16 protein-coding genes are annotated in these 14,308 nt (G+C 65.8%); 9 read left to right on the top strand and 7 right to left on the bottom strand.

The genetic code is table 11. The annotated features are described in order from the left end of the window. Window positions 1–49 precede the first annotated feature (49 nt). The gene (locus ACVWYQ_RS19120; RefSeq protein ID WP_271539135.1) at window positions 50–568 is read right to left on the bottom strand and encodes a DUF6101 family protein; all 519 of its coding nucleotides are present in this window, start codon (window positions 566–568) and stop codon (window positions 50–52) included. 264 nt (window positions 569–832) lie between these two features. On the opposite strand from ACVWYQ_RS19120, the gene ACVWYQ_RS19115 reads away from it, so the two are divergent. From ACVWYQ_RS19115 to lpxK, 6 genes are all read left to right on the top strand, one after another. After that, a complete protein-coding gene (locus ACVWYQ_RS19115) occupies window positions 833–2,224 on the top strand; it encodes a TldD/PmbA family protein (RefSeq protein ID WP_404544081.1) in 1,392 nt (463 codons plus the stop codon). Between the two features lie 207 nt (window positions 2,225–2,431). Further along, window positions 2,432–3,238, top strand: coding sequence for an inositol monophosphatase family protein (locus tag ACVWYQ_RS19110; protein WP_404544079.1), 807 nt, complete (start codon window positions 2,432–2,434; stop codon window positions 3,236–3,238). Window positions 3,239–3,299: 61 nt separating this feature from the next. Next, complete coding sequence (locus tag ACVWYQ_RS19105) at window positions 3,300–3,542, top strand: DUF4170 domain-containing protein (RefSeq protein ID WP_036039955.1); 243 nt, start codon at window positions 3,300–3,302, stop codon at window positions 3,540–3,542. Further along, entirely contained in the window at window positions 3,539–4,258 is a 720-nt protein-coding gene (locus ACVWYQ_RS19100; protein ID WP_036039958.1) for a lysophospholipid acyltransferase family protein, read from the top strand. The genes ACVWYQ_RS19105 and ACVWYQ_RS19100 overlap by 4 nt, the downstream gene beginning before the upstream one ends. Next, a complete protein-coding gene (locus tag ACVWYQ_RS19095) occupies window positions 4,221–5,567 on the top strand; it encodes a 3-deoxy-D-manno-octulosonic acid transferase (RefSeq protein ID WP_404544076.1) in 1,347 nt (448 codons plus the stop codon). Before ACVWYQ_RS19100 ends, ACVWYQ_RS19095 begins: the two co-directional genes overlap by 38 nt. Further along, window positions 5,560–6,576, top strand: a complete 1,017-nt coding sequence (gene lpxK / locus ACVWYQ_RS19090) for a tetraacyldisaccharide 4'-kinase (protein WP_404653844.1) — start codon at window positions 5,560–5,562, stop codon at window positions 6,574–6,576. Before ACVWYQ_RS19095 ends, lpxK begins: the two co-directional genes overlap by 8 nt. 474 nt (window positions 6,577–7,050) lie before the next feature. On the opposite strand, the gene ACVWYQ_RS19085 is transcribed toward lpxK, so the two are convergent. The 5 genes from ACVWYQ_RS19085 to ACVWYQ_RS19065 all read right to left on the bottom strand — a co-directional run bounded on the left by ACVWYQ_RS19085 (window position 7,051) and on the right by ACVWYQ_RS19065 (window position 10,297). Then, window positions 7,051–7,236, bottom strand: a complete 186-nt coding sequence (locus ACVWYQ_RS19085) for a hypothetical protein (protein WP_271539123.1) — start codon at window positions 7,234–7,236, stop codon at window positions 7,051–7,053. Between the two features lie 407 nt (window positions 7,237–7,643). Continuing rightward, window positions 7,644–8,021 (bottom strand): TadE/TadG family type IV pilus assembly protein, encoded by a 378-nt coding sequence (locus ACVWYQ_RS19080; RefSeq protein ID WP_271539121.1) that lies wholly within the window; start codon window positions 8,019–8,021, stop codon window positions 7,644–7,646. Next, a complete protein-coding gene (locus ACVWYQ_RS19075; RefSeq protein ID WP_271539119.1) occupies window positions 8,018–8,458 on the bottom strand; it encodes a TadE/TadG family type IV pilus assembly protein in 441 nt (146 codons plus the stop codon). The genes ACVWYQ_RS19080 and ACVWYQ_RS19075 overlap by 4 nt, the downstream gene beginning before the upstream one ends. Window positions 8,459–8,532: 74 nt before the next feature. Then, window positions 8,533–9,828, bottom strand: a complete 1,296-nt coding sequence (locus ACVWYQ_RS19070; RefSeq protein WP_271539117.1) for a TadE/TadG family type IV pilus assembly protein — start codon at window positions 9,826–9,828, stop codon at window positions 8,533–8,535. A 244-nt stretch (window positions 9,829–10,072) separates the two neighbouring features. Further along, entirely contained in the window at window positions 10,073–10,297 is a 225-nt protein-coding gene (locus ACVWYQ_RS19065) for a DUF2093 domain-containing protein (protein WP_271539116.1), read from the bottom strand. Between the two features lie 193 nt (window positions 10,298–10,490). Here ACVWYQ_RS19065 and ACVWYQ_RS19060 point away from each other — a divergent pair, with 193 nt between their 5' ends. Both ACVWYQ_RS19060 and ACVWYQ_RS19055 read left to right on the top strand, forming a co-directional pair. Beyond that, window positions 10,491–11,273, top strand: a complete 783-nt coding sequence (locus ACVWYQ_RS19060; protein ID WP_404544070.1) for a dienelactone hydrolase family protein — start codon at window positions 10,491–10,493, stop codon at window positions 11,271–11,273. Window positions 11,274–11,337: 64 nt separating this feature from the next. Continuing rightward, the gene (locus tag ACVWYQ_RS19055; RefSeq protein ID WP_271539112.1) at window positions 11,338–11,484 is read left to right on the top strand and encodes a hypothetical protein; all 147 of its coding nucleotides are present in this window, start codon (window positions 11,338–11,340) and stop codon (window positions 11,482–11,484) included. Window positions 11,485–11,659: 175 nt separating this feature from the next. On the opposite strand, the gene xseA is transcribed toward ACVWYQ_RS19055, so the two are convergent. After that, window positions 11,660–13,279: an exodeoxyribonuclease VII large subunit gene (xseA, locus tag ACVWYQ_RS19050; protein ID WP_404544067.1), complete on the bottom strand. Its 1,620-nt coding sequence runs from the start codon at window positions 13,277–13,279 to the stop codon at window positions 11,660–11,662. A 170-nt stretch (window positions 13,280–13,449) separates the two neighbouring features. Here xseA and ACVWYQ_RS19045 point away from each other — a divergent pair, with 170 nt between their 5' ends. Next, entirely contained in the window at window positions 13,450–14,253 is an 804-nt protein-coding gene (locus tag ACVWYQ_RS19045; protein ID WP_404544065.1) for an acetoacetate decarboxylase family protein, read from the top strand. The last annotated feature ends 55 nt before the right edge of the window (window positions 14,254–14,308 follow it).

Genomic DNA, 14,308 nt, shown 5'->3' with positions numbered 1-14,308 from the left:
AGCAAAGAGGTGGGTTACGCCCTTCGGGCTAACCCACCCTACGGCATCATTAATTCCTCGCGATGATCTCGCGCTCGCCCTGATGAACCGGCAGCTCGCGCGCCATTGCGGTGCGCCGGCGCATCAAGAATTTCGGGCGGCGGGCGCGGATCGCGTTGGCGCGGCGGCGGCGCGGTGCGGGCTTGCGTGCGCCCTCGTCGAGCTGCGGCAGCGCGAAGATCTCGCTCCAGATCGTCCAGGCCTGTGCGATCTCGTCCGTGTCAGTGCTGATCAGCAGCGGGATGGAGAGCGAGGGATCGCGGTGCACGAGGACGAGCGTCTGCGTCTCGTCATTGCCGCGGAGCGCAACGCCGGTGAAGTCGGCGACGCGCACGTTGATCGCCATCTGCATGCCGCGCACGGCACGGCGCAGCACGACACGCTCGCGATGAAGCTCGATCTGCCTGACATGTCCGTCGGCGCGCGGATCATGCGCATCGAAGCGGACCGGAAGGGAAAGTGGGTCGAGCCGCAAGGAGCGGCTCGACCCGGCGGGGTGGACCCCGCATGTTGCTGTTTGACGCCTCACGGCTTCGTTCTCCCCGCCAGGATTATGTTCCCGGTCGATGCGAGGACCCTAGCGCGGGGCGGTCCGAAACCGCTTAAAAAGGCTGGTTAACCCACCGTCACTCGCTCCTCATGATTGACAAGACCTTGGCGCGCATGATTGACGAGACGTTGCGCCGACGTCGCGAATCTGAGCTTTTGGCAGTCTGAAAATGCTTGAAGTCCGCGCTATCAGGGCACATCTGTGGGTTCCGGTCCCGAACCCCGCCCCAACAGGATTTCGTTCGTGAACTCTTCACCAAGCCCGACGCTTTCGCCTTCCGCCAATCGCGACCTGTTCGATCAGTCCGCGCTCTCCGATCTCGCGCAGCGGCTGGTCGAGGCGGCCAAGCGCGCCGGCGCGGATGCGGCCGACGCGGTCGCGGTGCGCGGCGTCTCGCAGGGCGTCGAGGTCCGCGACGGACGCGTCGAGGAATCCGAGCGGTCCGAGGGCGACGATGTCGGTCTGCGCGTGCTGGTCGGTCAGCGTCAGGCGGTGGTCTCCACCAACGACGTCAGCGGCGATGCCGTCACCAAGCTCGCCGAGCGCGCGGTTGCAATGGCGCGCGTCGCGCCCGACGACAAATATGTCGGCCTCGCCGATCCCGCGCTGCTCGCGCGCGACTTTCCCGATCTCGACCTGCTCGATCCCGCCGTGCCCACGACGACTGAGCTCGAGCGCCGCGCGCTCGCGGCCGAAGCTGCCGCGCTCGGCGTCAAGGGCGTGACCAAGTCCGGCGGCGCCTCGGCCTCATCCGGCATCGGCGGCATGGTGCTCGTCACCTCGACCGGCTTCCACGGCTCCTATCTGCGCTCCAGCCAGGGCATCTCTGCCACAGCCATATCGGGCGAAGGCACCGGCATGGAGCGCGACTACGACTTCACCTCGGCGCCGCATGGCGCCGATCTGCTGTCGCCGGAGGTCGTCGGCCGCTCCGCCGGTGAGCGCACCGTGGCGCGCTACAATCCGCGCAAGGTCGAGACCTGCAAGGTCCCGGTGGTGTTCGATCCGCGCGTCGCCGGCTCCCTGGTCGGGCATCTCGTCGGCGCCATCAACGGCGCCTCGATCGCGCGCAAGACCAGCTTCCTGAAGGACAAGCTCGGCCAGCAGCTGTTCGCCAGGAATATCCGCATCATCGACGATCCCTTGCGCAAGCGCGGCCTGCGCTCGCAGACCTTCGACGCCGAAGGCGTCGCGGTGAAGCGGACCGCGCTGGTCGATGACGGCGTGCTGACGACCTGGCTGCTCGATTGCGCCACCGCGCGCGAGCTCGGCCTCACCACCACCGGTCACGCCCATCGCGGCGTGTCCTCCTCGCCCTCGCCGGGGCCGTACAATTTGCATCTCGAGCCCGGCACGGCAACGCCGGCCGAGCTGATCGCCGACATCAAGCAGGGTTTCTACGTCACCGACCTGATCGGCTCCGGCGTCAACGGCGTCACCGGCGATTACAGTCGCGGCGCCTCCGGCTTCTGGATCGAGAACGGCGAGATCACCTATCCCGTCAGCGAGGTGACGATCGCCGGGCACCTGTTCGAGATCTTCAAGTCGATGCAGCCCGCGAACAATCTCGAATTCCGCTACGGCATCAATGCGCCGACGGTGCGCATCGAGGGTTTGACGCTTGGCGGACGCTGATCGAGCAGAAGCGAGTTGGCTCACCTCTCCCATAGGGAGAGGTCGAATCGCATCGCAAGATGCGATCCGGGTGAGGGGTTACTCTCTCTCGTGGGATCTGCCCCCCCTCACCCGATTTGCACTCGACGATGCTTCGCATCGCGAGGCGCAAATCGACCTCTCCCCGATGGGGAGAGGTGGTCTCGGCGTGCCGCGCGATTGACCCCGATGGCCGCTGCTCTCGACGACACTATCCTGACCCGCGACGCGGCGCTGCTGAAGGACACGGTGCGGGAGGCGGGCGCGCTGGCGCAGTCGATGTTCCGCACCGAGCTGCGAAAGTGGACCAAGGGCGCGTCCTCGCCGGTGTCGGAGGCGGACATCGCCGTCAATGATCTGCTCGAATCGCGCCTGCGCGCCGCTAGGCCCGATTATGGCTGGCTGTCCGAGGAGAGCGCCGACGATGCGGCGCGGCTGTCGCGGCGGCTGACCTGGATCGTCGATCCCATCGACGGCACGCGCAATTATCTCGGCGGTCACGACGAATGGTGCGTCAGCGTCGCGCTGGTGGCGGACGCTTCGCCGGTGCTTGCCGCCGTGTTCGCCCCGGCCACCGACGAGTTCTTCTTCGCAACGCGCGGTAAGGGCACGACGCTCAACGACAAGCCGGTGCGCGCGACAAGCGGATCCGAGCTCGACTTTGCCCGCGTCGCCGGCCCGAAGCCGCTGGTCGAGCGGCTGAAGCCGTCCCTCGGCGAGATCAAGCTGCACCGGCGGATCGGCTCGCTGGCGCTGCGGCTTTGCCGGGTCGCCCATGGCGCGCTGGATGCGGCTTTTGCCGGCGGCAACAGCCATGATTGGGATCTTGCGGCGGCCGATTTGATCGTGCAGGAAGCGGATGGTAGGATGAGCGACCTCTCCGGAGAACCCATCCTCTATAACCGCCGGGAAGTGGCGCACGGGGTGCTGGTGGCAGCGGGACGCGAACGTCATGCGGGCATTGTCGCGCATTTTCGCAACCGTCCCTTAGCCTAAGGCGCATTCGTCGTGCTTCTCGAACACTGCTTTGCCGGGCAGCCCCTTAGGAACAGAACTCATGCCAGATAGCGCCCCGCAACAACTGCTCCACCTCGTCATCGGCGGCGAGCTCGTCGATCTCGAGCACAACACTTTCAAGAATCTGGACGAGGTCGACATCGTCGGCCTCTATCCGAACTATGCCAGCGCCCACGCCGCCTGGCGGGCCAAGGCGCAGAGCACGGTCGACAACGCGCAGATGCGCTACTTCATCGTCCACCTGCATCGGCTGCTCGATCCGAATCAAGAACCGGCGCGTTGAAGAAACTGCTTCGCAATACGCTGCGAAGCAGCTGGTTTCAGCGTGCCGTCGGGGTCCTGGCGGCCGAATATCTGCGTCTGGTCTGGCGGACCAACACCTTCACCTTCGATCCGCCCGACGTCTACGAGCGCGTCGAGCCGCAGCTCCCTGCGATCTTCGCGTTCTGGCACGGCCAGCATTTCCTGACGCCCTTCATCAAGAACCAGAACAAGGCGTCCTATCGGGCCAAGGTGCTGATCTCCCGGCACCGCGACGGCGAGTTCAATGCCATCGCCGCCGAGCGGCTCGGCATCGGCACGATCCGCGGTTCCGGCGACCATGGCGGCGCGTTCCACCGCAAGGGTGGCGTCGGCGCCTTCAAGGAAATGGTGCGGACGCTCCAGGCCGGTTGTAATGTCGCGCTGACCGCCGATGTCCCCAAGCGCTCGCGCGTGGTCGGGCTCGGCATTATCATGCTGGCACGGGAATCGGGACGGCCGATCATGCCTTTCGCGATGGCGACCAGCCGCTTCGTCCGGCTCAAGAACTGGGATCGCACCACCATCAATTTGCCATTCGGGCGGGGCGCTTTGGTCGGCATCAAGGAAATCCACGTTCCCGCAGATGCCGACGCCGCCATGATGGAGACGTTGCGGCAGGAGCTGGAAGACACGTTGAACGAGGCGACCCGTCGCGCCTATGCGCAGCTCGGCCGCCCGGGACCGGAAGATGCCTAAGTCGCTGCCCATTGCGCTGCCGATCACGCTGCGGATGTATCGGCGCCTGGCCGCCGGCCTGGTGCCGCTCGCGCCTGCGCTGATCAAGCGGCGGCTGAAGCAGGGCAAGGAGGATCCCGCCCGCGTCGGCGAGCGGCGCGGCCTGTCCGCCGACGTGCGGCCGCACGGCCCGCTGGTCTGGATTCATGGTGCCAGCGTCGGCGAGGTGCTGGCGGCGGCCGCGCTGATCGAGCGCCTGCGCGATCTCAATCTGCGCATCCTGCTCACCTCGGGCACGGTCACCTCGGCCGCGGTCGTCGCAAAACGCTTTCCGCCCGACGTCATCCATCAATACGTGCCGTATGACTCGCCGCGCTATGTTGCGCGCTTCCTCGACCATTGGAAGCCGTCGCTGGCGCTGTTCATCGAATCCGATCTGTGGCCGAACCTGATCCTCGCCGGCGCGGCGCGCCGGGTGCCGATGGTGCTGATCAACGGGCGGATGTCGCCGCGTTCCTTCCCGCGCTGGCGGCGCATGCACGGCACCATCTCGGCGCTGCTATCGCGGTTCGACATCTGTCTCGCGCAGTCGAAGACCGATGCCGAGCGCTTTGCCGCCCTCGGCGGCCGCGACGTCGTCACCACGGGCAATCTCAAGCTCGACGTGCCGGCGCCGCCGGCCGATCCCGCCAAGCTCGAACGGCTGATGGCGATGACGCGGGGGCGGCCGATCATTGTCGCGGCGTCGACCCATCCGGGCGAGGACGAGATGCTGGTCGCGGCGCATCGCAGCCTGGTCGGCTTCTTCCCGCAGCTTCTCACCGTGATCGTGCCGCGGCACCCGGATCGCGGCTCCGCGATCGCGGGCCTCGTCACGGCGTCCGGCCTGAAACCGGCCCTGCGCTCGCGCGAGGAGCTGCCGACGGCGACGACCGACGTCTATGTCGCCGACACGATGGGCGAACTCGGCCTGTTCTATCGGCTCTCGGAAATTGTGTTCATGGGTGGATCGCTGATCCACCATGGCGGGCAGAATCCGATCGAGGCGATCAAGCTGGGCGCCGCCATCGTCCACGGCCCGCACGTTTTCAACTTTGCCGACGTCTATGAGGCGCTCGATGGGAGCGGCGGGGCGCGGCAGGCCGACACGCAGGAGGCGCTGGTCAAGCAGCTCGGCCAATTGCTGGCCGATCCGGTCATGCGCGACAAGATGCAGCGCGCGGCCTCCGGCGTGGTCGAGCAGCTTGGCGGTGCGCTCGATCGCACCATGACCGCGCTCGAGCCATATCTCTTGCAGTTGCGGATCGAGATGGGGGCCGCGAATGCGTGAGCCGGCCTTTTGGTACCGGCCACGCTCCCTCCAATCCTACGCGCTATGGCCGCTCGGCGCGCTCTACGGCGCGATCACCGCACGGCGCATGTCGCGCCAGGGCGTGGACGCCGGCATCCCCGTGATCTGCGTCGGCAACTACCATGTTGGCGGCGCCGGCAAGACCCCGACCGTGCTGGCATTGACCAAGCTCTTGCGCGAGCTCGGCGAGACGCCGGTCGTGCTCAGCCGCGGCTATGGCGGGTGCCTGAAGGGGCCGGTGATGGTCGACCGCAAGCGTCACAGCGCGGCCGATGTCGGCGACGAGCCCATGATGATGGCGCGCGACGTCCCGGTCGTGGTCGCGCGCGACCGCCTCGACGGCGTCGCGCTGGCGAAGTCGCAAGGCGCCACCGTGATCCTGATGGATGACGGCTTCCAGAATCCTGCTCTGCTCAAGGACGCTTCGCTGATCGTGATCGACGGCGAGCGCGGCCTCGGCAACGGCAAGGTGTTTCCCGCGGGGCCCCTGCGAGCGCCGCTCGAGGCACAGCTCGCGCGCACCGACGCGCTGGTGATGATCGGCGACGGCAATGCCGCCAACGACGTCGCGGCGGAGATCGCCAAGCGGAACAAGCCCGAGCTGCGTGCGCGCCTGAAGCCGGATGCGGCCTCGCTCGCGCAGCTCTCCGGCAAGCGGGTGTTCGCCTTCGCCGGCATCGGCGATCCCGAGCGTTTCTTCCGCACCTTAAGTGCGAGCGGCATCGACGTCGCGCGCACGCGCGCCTTCGCCGACCACCACATGTTTTCGGACGGCGAGATCTCGGCGCTCGCAGCGGACGCCCAGCGCGAGCAGCTCATGCTGGTGACCACGGAAAAGGATCTTGCACGCTTGCGCGGCCGCGCAGGCGTGCCTAGCGGCATCGTGCCGTTCGCCGTTCAGCTCGAATTCGATGACCCGGCAAAGCTGCGGCAATTGATCAGCGATCATCTCTACAGAGCGCGCGAGCGAAGGTTCAGCGCGCGCTGATCACGCAACGTGAGACAACGTCTCTGCCCCAGTCGCGAAACGCGAAATGTCGCTGCTGGCGAATCTTCTTCCGCGCGTTCGGGAGTTGAAGTAGCCTTGCATGAGAGCCGTCACCGGGACGTGCCGAACTCCCCGAAATCATCGACGGCGTTGATGCCCAGGGCGGGCAATGAATCTTCATCATGTGAGGTGCAGGGGCCGTAACGACCTGAAGCTGATCGCCGGACCCAGAGTACAGCCACCGCCGTCGGACGACGCGGCGGCTGTACTCATGTCGAAGCAGGAAGCAGGTCTGCGACGAGCCGAGGGGCATGCTCACCACGCGCCCGTGGCCATCAATCCGATGATGGTCAGGCACGACATGCAGGCGACGACGACGGTGTAGCATTCGGGTGTATTCATTGCTGTCTCCCAAATGTTGCCAATTGCTTGGTCATTGCTGCGCGGGAGTGATCGTTCGGTCTGGGAGCCGCTTCAATTCGGCGTGGCGTGACCGGTCTTGCTGTGCGTGTCCGTTCTCTCGTCGTCACCCTGGTCCGCAGGACGACAAAGCGCTTCGAGAGCCTCGGATCGTTCGGCTGCGATCAGAAGCTGCTTGCGCATTTCAGCGAGGCGGGCGCGGCAATATTCACGGTAGAGCAGTTCGAATATGGCGGGCATGATCCACCCCCACCGCTTGATTTGATTTACAGATATTCCACCGCTGATTTTCGAGGTGATCGTAGCCCGCTAGAATGGCTCTTCGTATGAGCCCGTTCACAGATCGTCCAGTTCCAGAGCTCAGTGGCTGATTGGTTGGTCGATTGCCTGTGCGGTAAAAAAGAACGGGGGCCGGTTACCTGGCGTGCGATATAGCAGCTCATTGTTTCAGCAAGACTTCGTCAAACAACTTAAAGACGCGGAACTGCAAAAAAAATCCAACCCAAGCGCGAAACGACTCACCCACGGCTGCAAGGAATGTAGAACGCAAGCGTCCGTCCCGACAGAGACCATTTTGCTGAGTTGCCGGCAATGCGGCGCGGGCACATCGCCCTTTACCTTCGCGGCAAAACCGGCTGTCGGCGACCTCAACTCGGAAAACATGCCCGCGCGGTCAGCGTGATCGGAGACAGGTTGATGATCTGCGGAAACTCGAATGAATAGCTCGCGCTGACCTGGTTGCCGCACGCGGCCGTGGCAAAGGTGAATGTCCCCGGCGGCAGCGTGAGGCCGTAGGCCTGCTGGGCGGCGTAGGTCGTGATCGCGCTGCTGTTCGGGCAGAGCGTGTTGTTGACCGTCGCGCAGCGCGCCGCCATTTCGCTCCCATGCTGGATTCCCAGCTGAGTCCAGAACAGCAATCCGCATTCGATGATCCCGAATATGAACAGGAAGAACACGGGAGCGGTCAGCGCGAATTCCAGCGCTGTGGTGCCCCGCGTGTCTCGCCATGCTGCGGTGAGCTTCACTGCAGCCTCGTGGTGGACTGCGCGGTGTACGTGTATGTGGCCGCCACGATCTGATAATCGATGATCGTATAATACGTCGCTTTCGCCGAGACTGTCGTATATGTTCCGGCCGGCGCACCGCCGGTGCAGACCGTTCCGCAGCTGGTGGCGCTCACGCCCGCACTCGTTGGACATCCGCAGAATTGGACCGGCGGAGGTGACGCGGTGATGTTCGTCGCGCTGGTGGCACTTGCGACGGCGTTCGCGATGCCGTTCGTGTCGAAGCCGCGCGCAATCGCGTACTGGGCTCCGGCTTGCGCGGCATTTTCGACCTGCATCTTGCGATAGAGCGCCAGCCCGATGTCCGTGACCGAGACGACCATCAGGGACAGCAGGGGAATTAGAATCGCGAATTCGGCTGCCGCGACGCCCCGTTGATCGCCGGCCGCATTGCTCACGTGGCGCGCCAGAGAACCAAGCAATCGACGGCCAAGCCTGGATGAGTAATTCCGGATCTGCATCGCCCCAAACCTCATTCGACGAGCTGCGCGGTTTGCGAACCGATCGTCGCGGTGCCGAGCGCGGTGCAATTGACCTGCAGGTTCGACGTGCCGCTGAACGTCAGCGTATCCGCGATGATCTTGGTGCAGGATGTGCTGGTGCCGTTGCCGCCGCTGAAGCTGAGATTGGCCTTCGGCAGGTAGATGGCACCGCCGAAATTCTGCGTGCTGCCGCCGGTGAGATTGAAATTGGTCCCGGCAGGCATGTTGCGGTCGCCGTACATGACGATGCCCTTCGTCGGGCCGCTGGTCGGCCCGGTCAGGTCGACGGTCGCGTTGCTGCCGATTGAGGCGGTGCCCCAGTCGCTGCCGGAGCCGGTGAACACCAGGGTGACGCCGCTGCCGGTGATGGTGGCATTTCCGGCGACGCTCAGGCTGGCGCCATCCAGATAGTAGATGCCCGGATTGAGGTTCAGGACTGCGCCGGCGTTGACCGTGATGCTGCCCATGTAGCAGCCGGGGTCGAGCGAGTTTGTCTTTCCGTTGGCGTTGACCGTGATCTTGGCATTGCTGCAGCTCGGCCGCGTAGGCGGAGAGACGTCGGCATAGGGATCGGGGACAGGCGTGATGTGCGTCTTGACCCCGTTGGTCGCCGTGATGCTGCTTGCGCCCGAGACGTCGCCGACCACGCCGACCTGGTTTGCTGCCACCGAGGCGCTGCCGGCGACGTTGAGCGAGGGGCTTGCGCTCGAATTGCTATAGAGATTGCACTTGATCAGGTTGAGCTGGTTGCCGCCGCTGACATTGACGGCGGGGCTTGCGCTCGTGTTGAGCGCAAGTACGCAGCCCGTCCCGGAATTGGGCAGGGCGACCGAGCGCGCGGTGATTGGTACGCGATCCGAGCCGAACAAGGCCGACAGCAGCCGACGCTGCGGCTGACTGACGATGACTTCGATGGCCTGCGCGTTCGACGCTTGACTGCCTGTTTTCGGTGGCTGGTTCACCGTGACAGTGACGTCGTTCGCCCCGTCGGTGTAGCCATAATTTGCCGCGACCGCCTTGGCTTCGGACGAGGGGTCGCCGCCGACACTGGCAGCCGTCGCAGCGCTGACCGCGCCGGAATCTGCAACGCTCTGCATGTTCTTGTGCTTGTAGTACCACCAGCCCACTTCCGTTCCGAGGCCGGCGGTGCCGACCAGGACCGGCATGAGCAGCGCAGAAATGAGCACGTAGCTGCCCTGCTCGTCGCGGATGAACCGTTCGAGCAAATGATTCTTTGCGCTCGAAGGTGCACCGAACGAACGGCTGAAAATTCTCCGGAGGTCCATGCTTTCCTGCCCGATTGCCACTTTATCCCGAGGCAATGTGGTGCAGGCCGGCTTAAATGGGCCCCAATGGGAGCCGGACAATTTTAGATATCGGCGAACATTCAGCCGGCATTCATGGCCGCAGGCCTATCGATGAAGCCGCGTCCAGGAGAAGTCAGATGAAATTGCACCCTGCAATTGTTACCGCCAACCTCGTGTGTCTGCCGGTTTTGCCCGCACTGCGAGAGTTACGAGAGCCGAGGGATCACGACTGCTTCGGTGCGCCGGGAAAATGCCGCTGCAGCACCGCGGTGGGCGTGGCATAGGCCTCCTGCAGATCGACGCTCCAATACTTCAGTTCGTCGAGCGGGATGCGGACGTCGGTGATCGCGCAGCGCACGAAGGTCCCCGGCGAGATCACGCGGAAATCGCCGTCGAGATATTGCACCTGCGCTTCGCCATGGCCCGAGGGGCCGAACTTGTTCAGCACGGTCGAAAGTCTCCGGGAAGGCCTCTCCATGGAAGGCCGTGGAAGGCACGATGTGTTGGACGGGATGTAGCATAGATGGGGTGGCTTGTCCGCCCGTTAAACCCACCGGTTCGTGATGATTTGCCGCCGTTTTCGCGCGATGAGGCTTCAGTCGAAGGGGCGCTGGTTCCGGCAGCTCCTGCGGCAGACTCCGATGACCGCCCTGTTCCTGACGCTGCTGATGTCGGCCGCGCACGCCGCCCCGGCGCCGCAGCCGGTCGAGATTCCGCTGGCGTCCGGCGTGCTCCATGCGCAGCTCTACAAGCCCGCGGGCAAGGGGCCATTCCCGGCCGTGATTGCGCTGCACAGCTGCGGTGGGCTGGGTAGCCATTCCGATCCCGTGCTGCCGCCCTATCGCGACTGGGCCGAGCGCCTGCTCAAGGCCGGCAATGCCGTGCTGCTGCCCGACAGCTACGGCTCGCGCGAGCTCGGCCCGCAATGCCGCGTCAAGGAGATGCACGTCAAGGCGCGGCGCGAACGCGTCGCCGATATCGCGGCCGCGCGCGCCTGGCTGATGCAGCAGCCATTCGTGGCGCGGGACCGCATCAGCCTGATCGGCTGGGCCAATGGTGCGAGCGCGCTGCTCTGGGCCGTGCGTCCGCAGAACGCAGGCCGCGATTCCGGTCCGGATTTCCGCGCCGCCATCGCGTTCTATCCGGATTGCCGGATCTCGGCGGGCCTCGGCTGGAGCACGCGGGTGCCGACGCTGGTCTTGATCGGCGCCGATGACGAGGTGTCGTCGCCGCCGGCCTGCCGCCAGATGGTGGATGGTGCGCGCGGCCGCAGCGCGCTGGCGCGCATCGTGGTCTATCCCGGCGCCGGTCACGATTTCGACCGTGCCGGCACGCCGCTGCACGCCGCCGGCGCGCCCGAGCACGCCGATGCCGAAGCCCGCGCCGCCTCGCAGAAGGACGTCGCGCAATGGCTGGCGCGGTGATGGCGGTGTCGTAGCACGTGCCCGCGCCATCATTCGACCACGATGTCGATTAAACGCATCTCATATGCGCAACCGCATCACGCTCTTCGCGTCCGCCCTGATCGTCTTCACCGTCGCGATCCTGCTGTTCGAAGCCCACGCCGGCCCCCACCGCGCGCCGGACCATTGCGGCTTCTGGACCACGATCGAGGCGGGATTGTCGTGTCGGTAGGCGAGCTGTCTCCACCTATTTGTGGCGACGCGCGTTCCACACACGCGCTGTCATCGCCCGGCTTGACCGGGCGATCCAGTACTCCGCGGCGTTGCGATTCAATCGAGAAGCCGCGGCGTACTGGATTCCCCGCTTTCGCGGGGAATGACACCGTGGCCTGAGCCCGTCCTCCCCCTCAGAACAAGCTGCCCTGATCCACCGGCTTGGCCAGGCGCCTCGGTGCCGGCTTCGTCTCCGCCGCCGGCTTGGCCTGCGCCGGCGCGCGCCTCTCCGCGGGCGCCGGACGGTCCGCATCCGCCGTCGCGCCGACGCGGCCGTCCGCGAACTCGATCTCGACCCGCGCGCCGGGGCCGATCGTATCAGCCGCATGCACGGGATGCCCGGCCTCGTCGCGCACCAGCGCAAAGCCGCGCGCGAGCACGCTGCGATAGGACAGCGCCGAGAGCAGCTTGCCGCTGTTCTCGACCCGCGCCTCCAGCCGGTGCAGCAGCGTGACGAGCGCGCGCTGCGCCCGCTCAGTCAGACGATGGGTACGCTCGCGCTGGCGGGCAATCGCGTTGCGCTGCGCCTGCGCATTCGCAAGCTTTGAGGCGCGCAGGCGCACCTGCAAGCCCGCAAAGCGGTCGCGCCGCTGCCGCAACAGCGAGCGCGCGGACAGGCCGAGCCGCTCGCCGCAAACCGTGAGCCGATGATCGGCCTGCGAGATCTGGCCGTGCAGCACGCGCAGCGTCAGCTTCGCGCTCGCCGCGGTGAACCTGCGGAAATGCGCATGCGTGTTGGCCTTGAGGCAGCGGGGCAGGGACGCGCCCGCCGAATCCAGGCGCTGCCGCGGGATCGCGAGCAGATCGCCCGCCGCCGGCAACGCGCGCGCAGCAGCGCGCAGCTCGCTGCGGCGGCTCTCCTGGGCGCGTTGCCAATAGGCGCGGGTGCGGCGTCCGAGATCGCCCACCTCGACGAACAAGTCGCTGCGCACCGGCACCGCCATCTCGGCCGCCGCCGTCGGCGTCGGCGCGCGCTTGTCGGCGACGAAGTCGATCAGCGTGATGTCGGTCTCGTGCCCCACCGCCGAGATCAGCGGGATCATGCTCTCGGCTGCGGCGCGCACCACGATCTCCTCGTTGAACGACCAGAGGTCCTCCAGCGAGCCGCCGCCGCGCGCGACGATGAGCACATCGGGCCGCGGAATCCTGCCGCCTTCGGGCAGCGCGTTGAACCCGCGGATCGCGGCCGCGACCTGCTCGGCCGAGCCGTCGCCCTGCACCTTGACCGGCCACACCAGCACGCGGCGGGGAAAGCGGTCCTCCAGCCGATGCAGGATGTCGCGGATGACGGCGCCGGTCGGCGAGGTGACGACGCCGATCACCTCCGGCAGCCACGGCAGCAGCTGCTTGCGCGCCTCGTCGAACAGGCCTTCGGCGGCGAGCTTCTTCTTGCGCTCCTCCATCAGCGCCATCAGCGCGCCGATGCCGGCCGGCTCCAGCGCCTCGATCACGATCTGGTATTTCGAGGAGCCCGGATAGGTCGTGAGCTTGCCGGTGGCGATCACCTCGAGCCCCTCCTGGGGCTTGAAGCGCATGCGGCTATGCACGCCCTTCCAGATCACCGCCTCGATCTTGGCGCTCTCGTCCTTGAGCGCGAAATAGCAATGGCCGGACGAATGCGCCCCGCGGAAGCCGGAGATCTCGCCGCGGACCCGGACATGGCCGAAGGCGTCCTCGACCGTCCGCTTCAGGGACAGCGACAGTTCGGAGACGGTGAATTCAGGCGCGTTAAGCAGTTGTTCCGCAGGCGGCATCTCAAAAACGATTCGGCATTTTGGGGTCGAGGGCGACGTTAGGGATTTTCGCAGGCCAGCGCCAATCGATTCGGTGGCTTGGGGAACTGCCCCACGGCCATCGCTTGACTTCCACTGACTTTCATATATGAAATCTAAAAATCATAAATAAAACGAGGAAGCGGCTCCTGATGACCGTCGTCACCGATCCCGACGATCCGCGCGGACGCATGTTCGGGCAGTACCGGCTCAAGCCGAATAGCGGGGTCAATCCGCCCTATTCGCCGGCATACCCGGTGGAGTGGGGCTGCACCTTGCGGACGGTCGAGATCATGACCCGTGTCGCGCCCGGCAAGGTCGCGACATTGCTCGCCGAGACGCCGTTCGAGATCGCCAGCGACCGCGTCGCCTTCCGCTTCATGCGTTCGCCCGGCCATTCCCTTGCCGTGCACGCGGGCGAGATGTTCGACCTGATGATCTCGGTGCCCGTGCGCTACAAGGGGCTGTTCACCGAAACGCATATCTTCATGTATTGCAGCGATCCGATGGGGATCTGTGCCGGGCGCGAGGTGTTCGGCTACACCAAGAAGGATGCGCATTACGCCTTCGACGAGCATCCTGACGGATCGATCACCGGATGGGTCCGGCGCCGCGGCATACCGCTCGCCGATTTCACCTTCACGCCGGATGCGTCCGCGCCGGTCGTCCGCATCGTCGACGGCGACGAGCTGCCGGCCGGCGAGATCCACGTGCGCCGTTTGCCGCATCCCGAGCGGCTCGGCACGGCCTATGCGGACATCGCCTATCGCCGCACGCCGCTGAAATACTCCAAGCCGGTGCCGGGTCGCGCCGCGATGACGCTGCACGCCAGCGCGTACGATCCGATTGCCGAGCTCGAGCCGGAAATCCTCGGCGCGCATTTCATGGTGTCTGACGTCTATGGCGGCGGATTCGAGGTCGAGGACCGCAGGCTCATCGAGCGCCTCACGCCCTGAACGACAAGATCAGCCTGCATGCGATGTACGTGCGGGCGGCAAACATTGGGAAGAA

It is taken from the genome of Bradyrhizobium sp. USDA 3397 (assembly GCF_054060965.1).
This window is presented reverse-complemented; position numbering and strand designations above follow the sequence as displayed.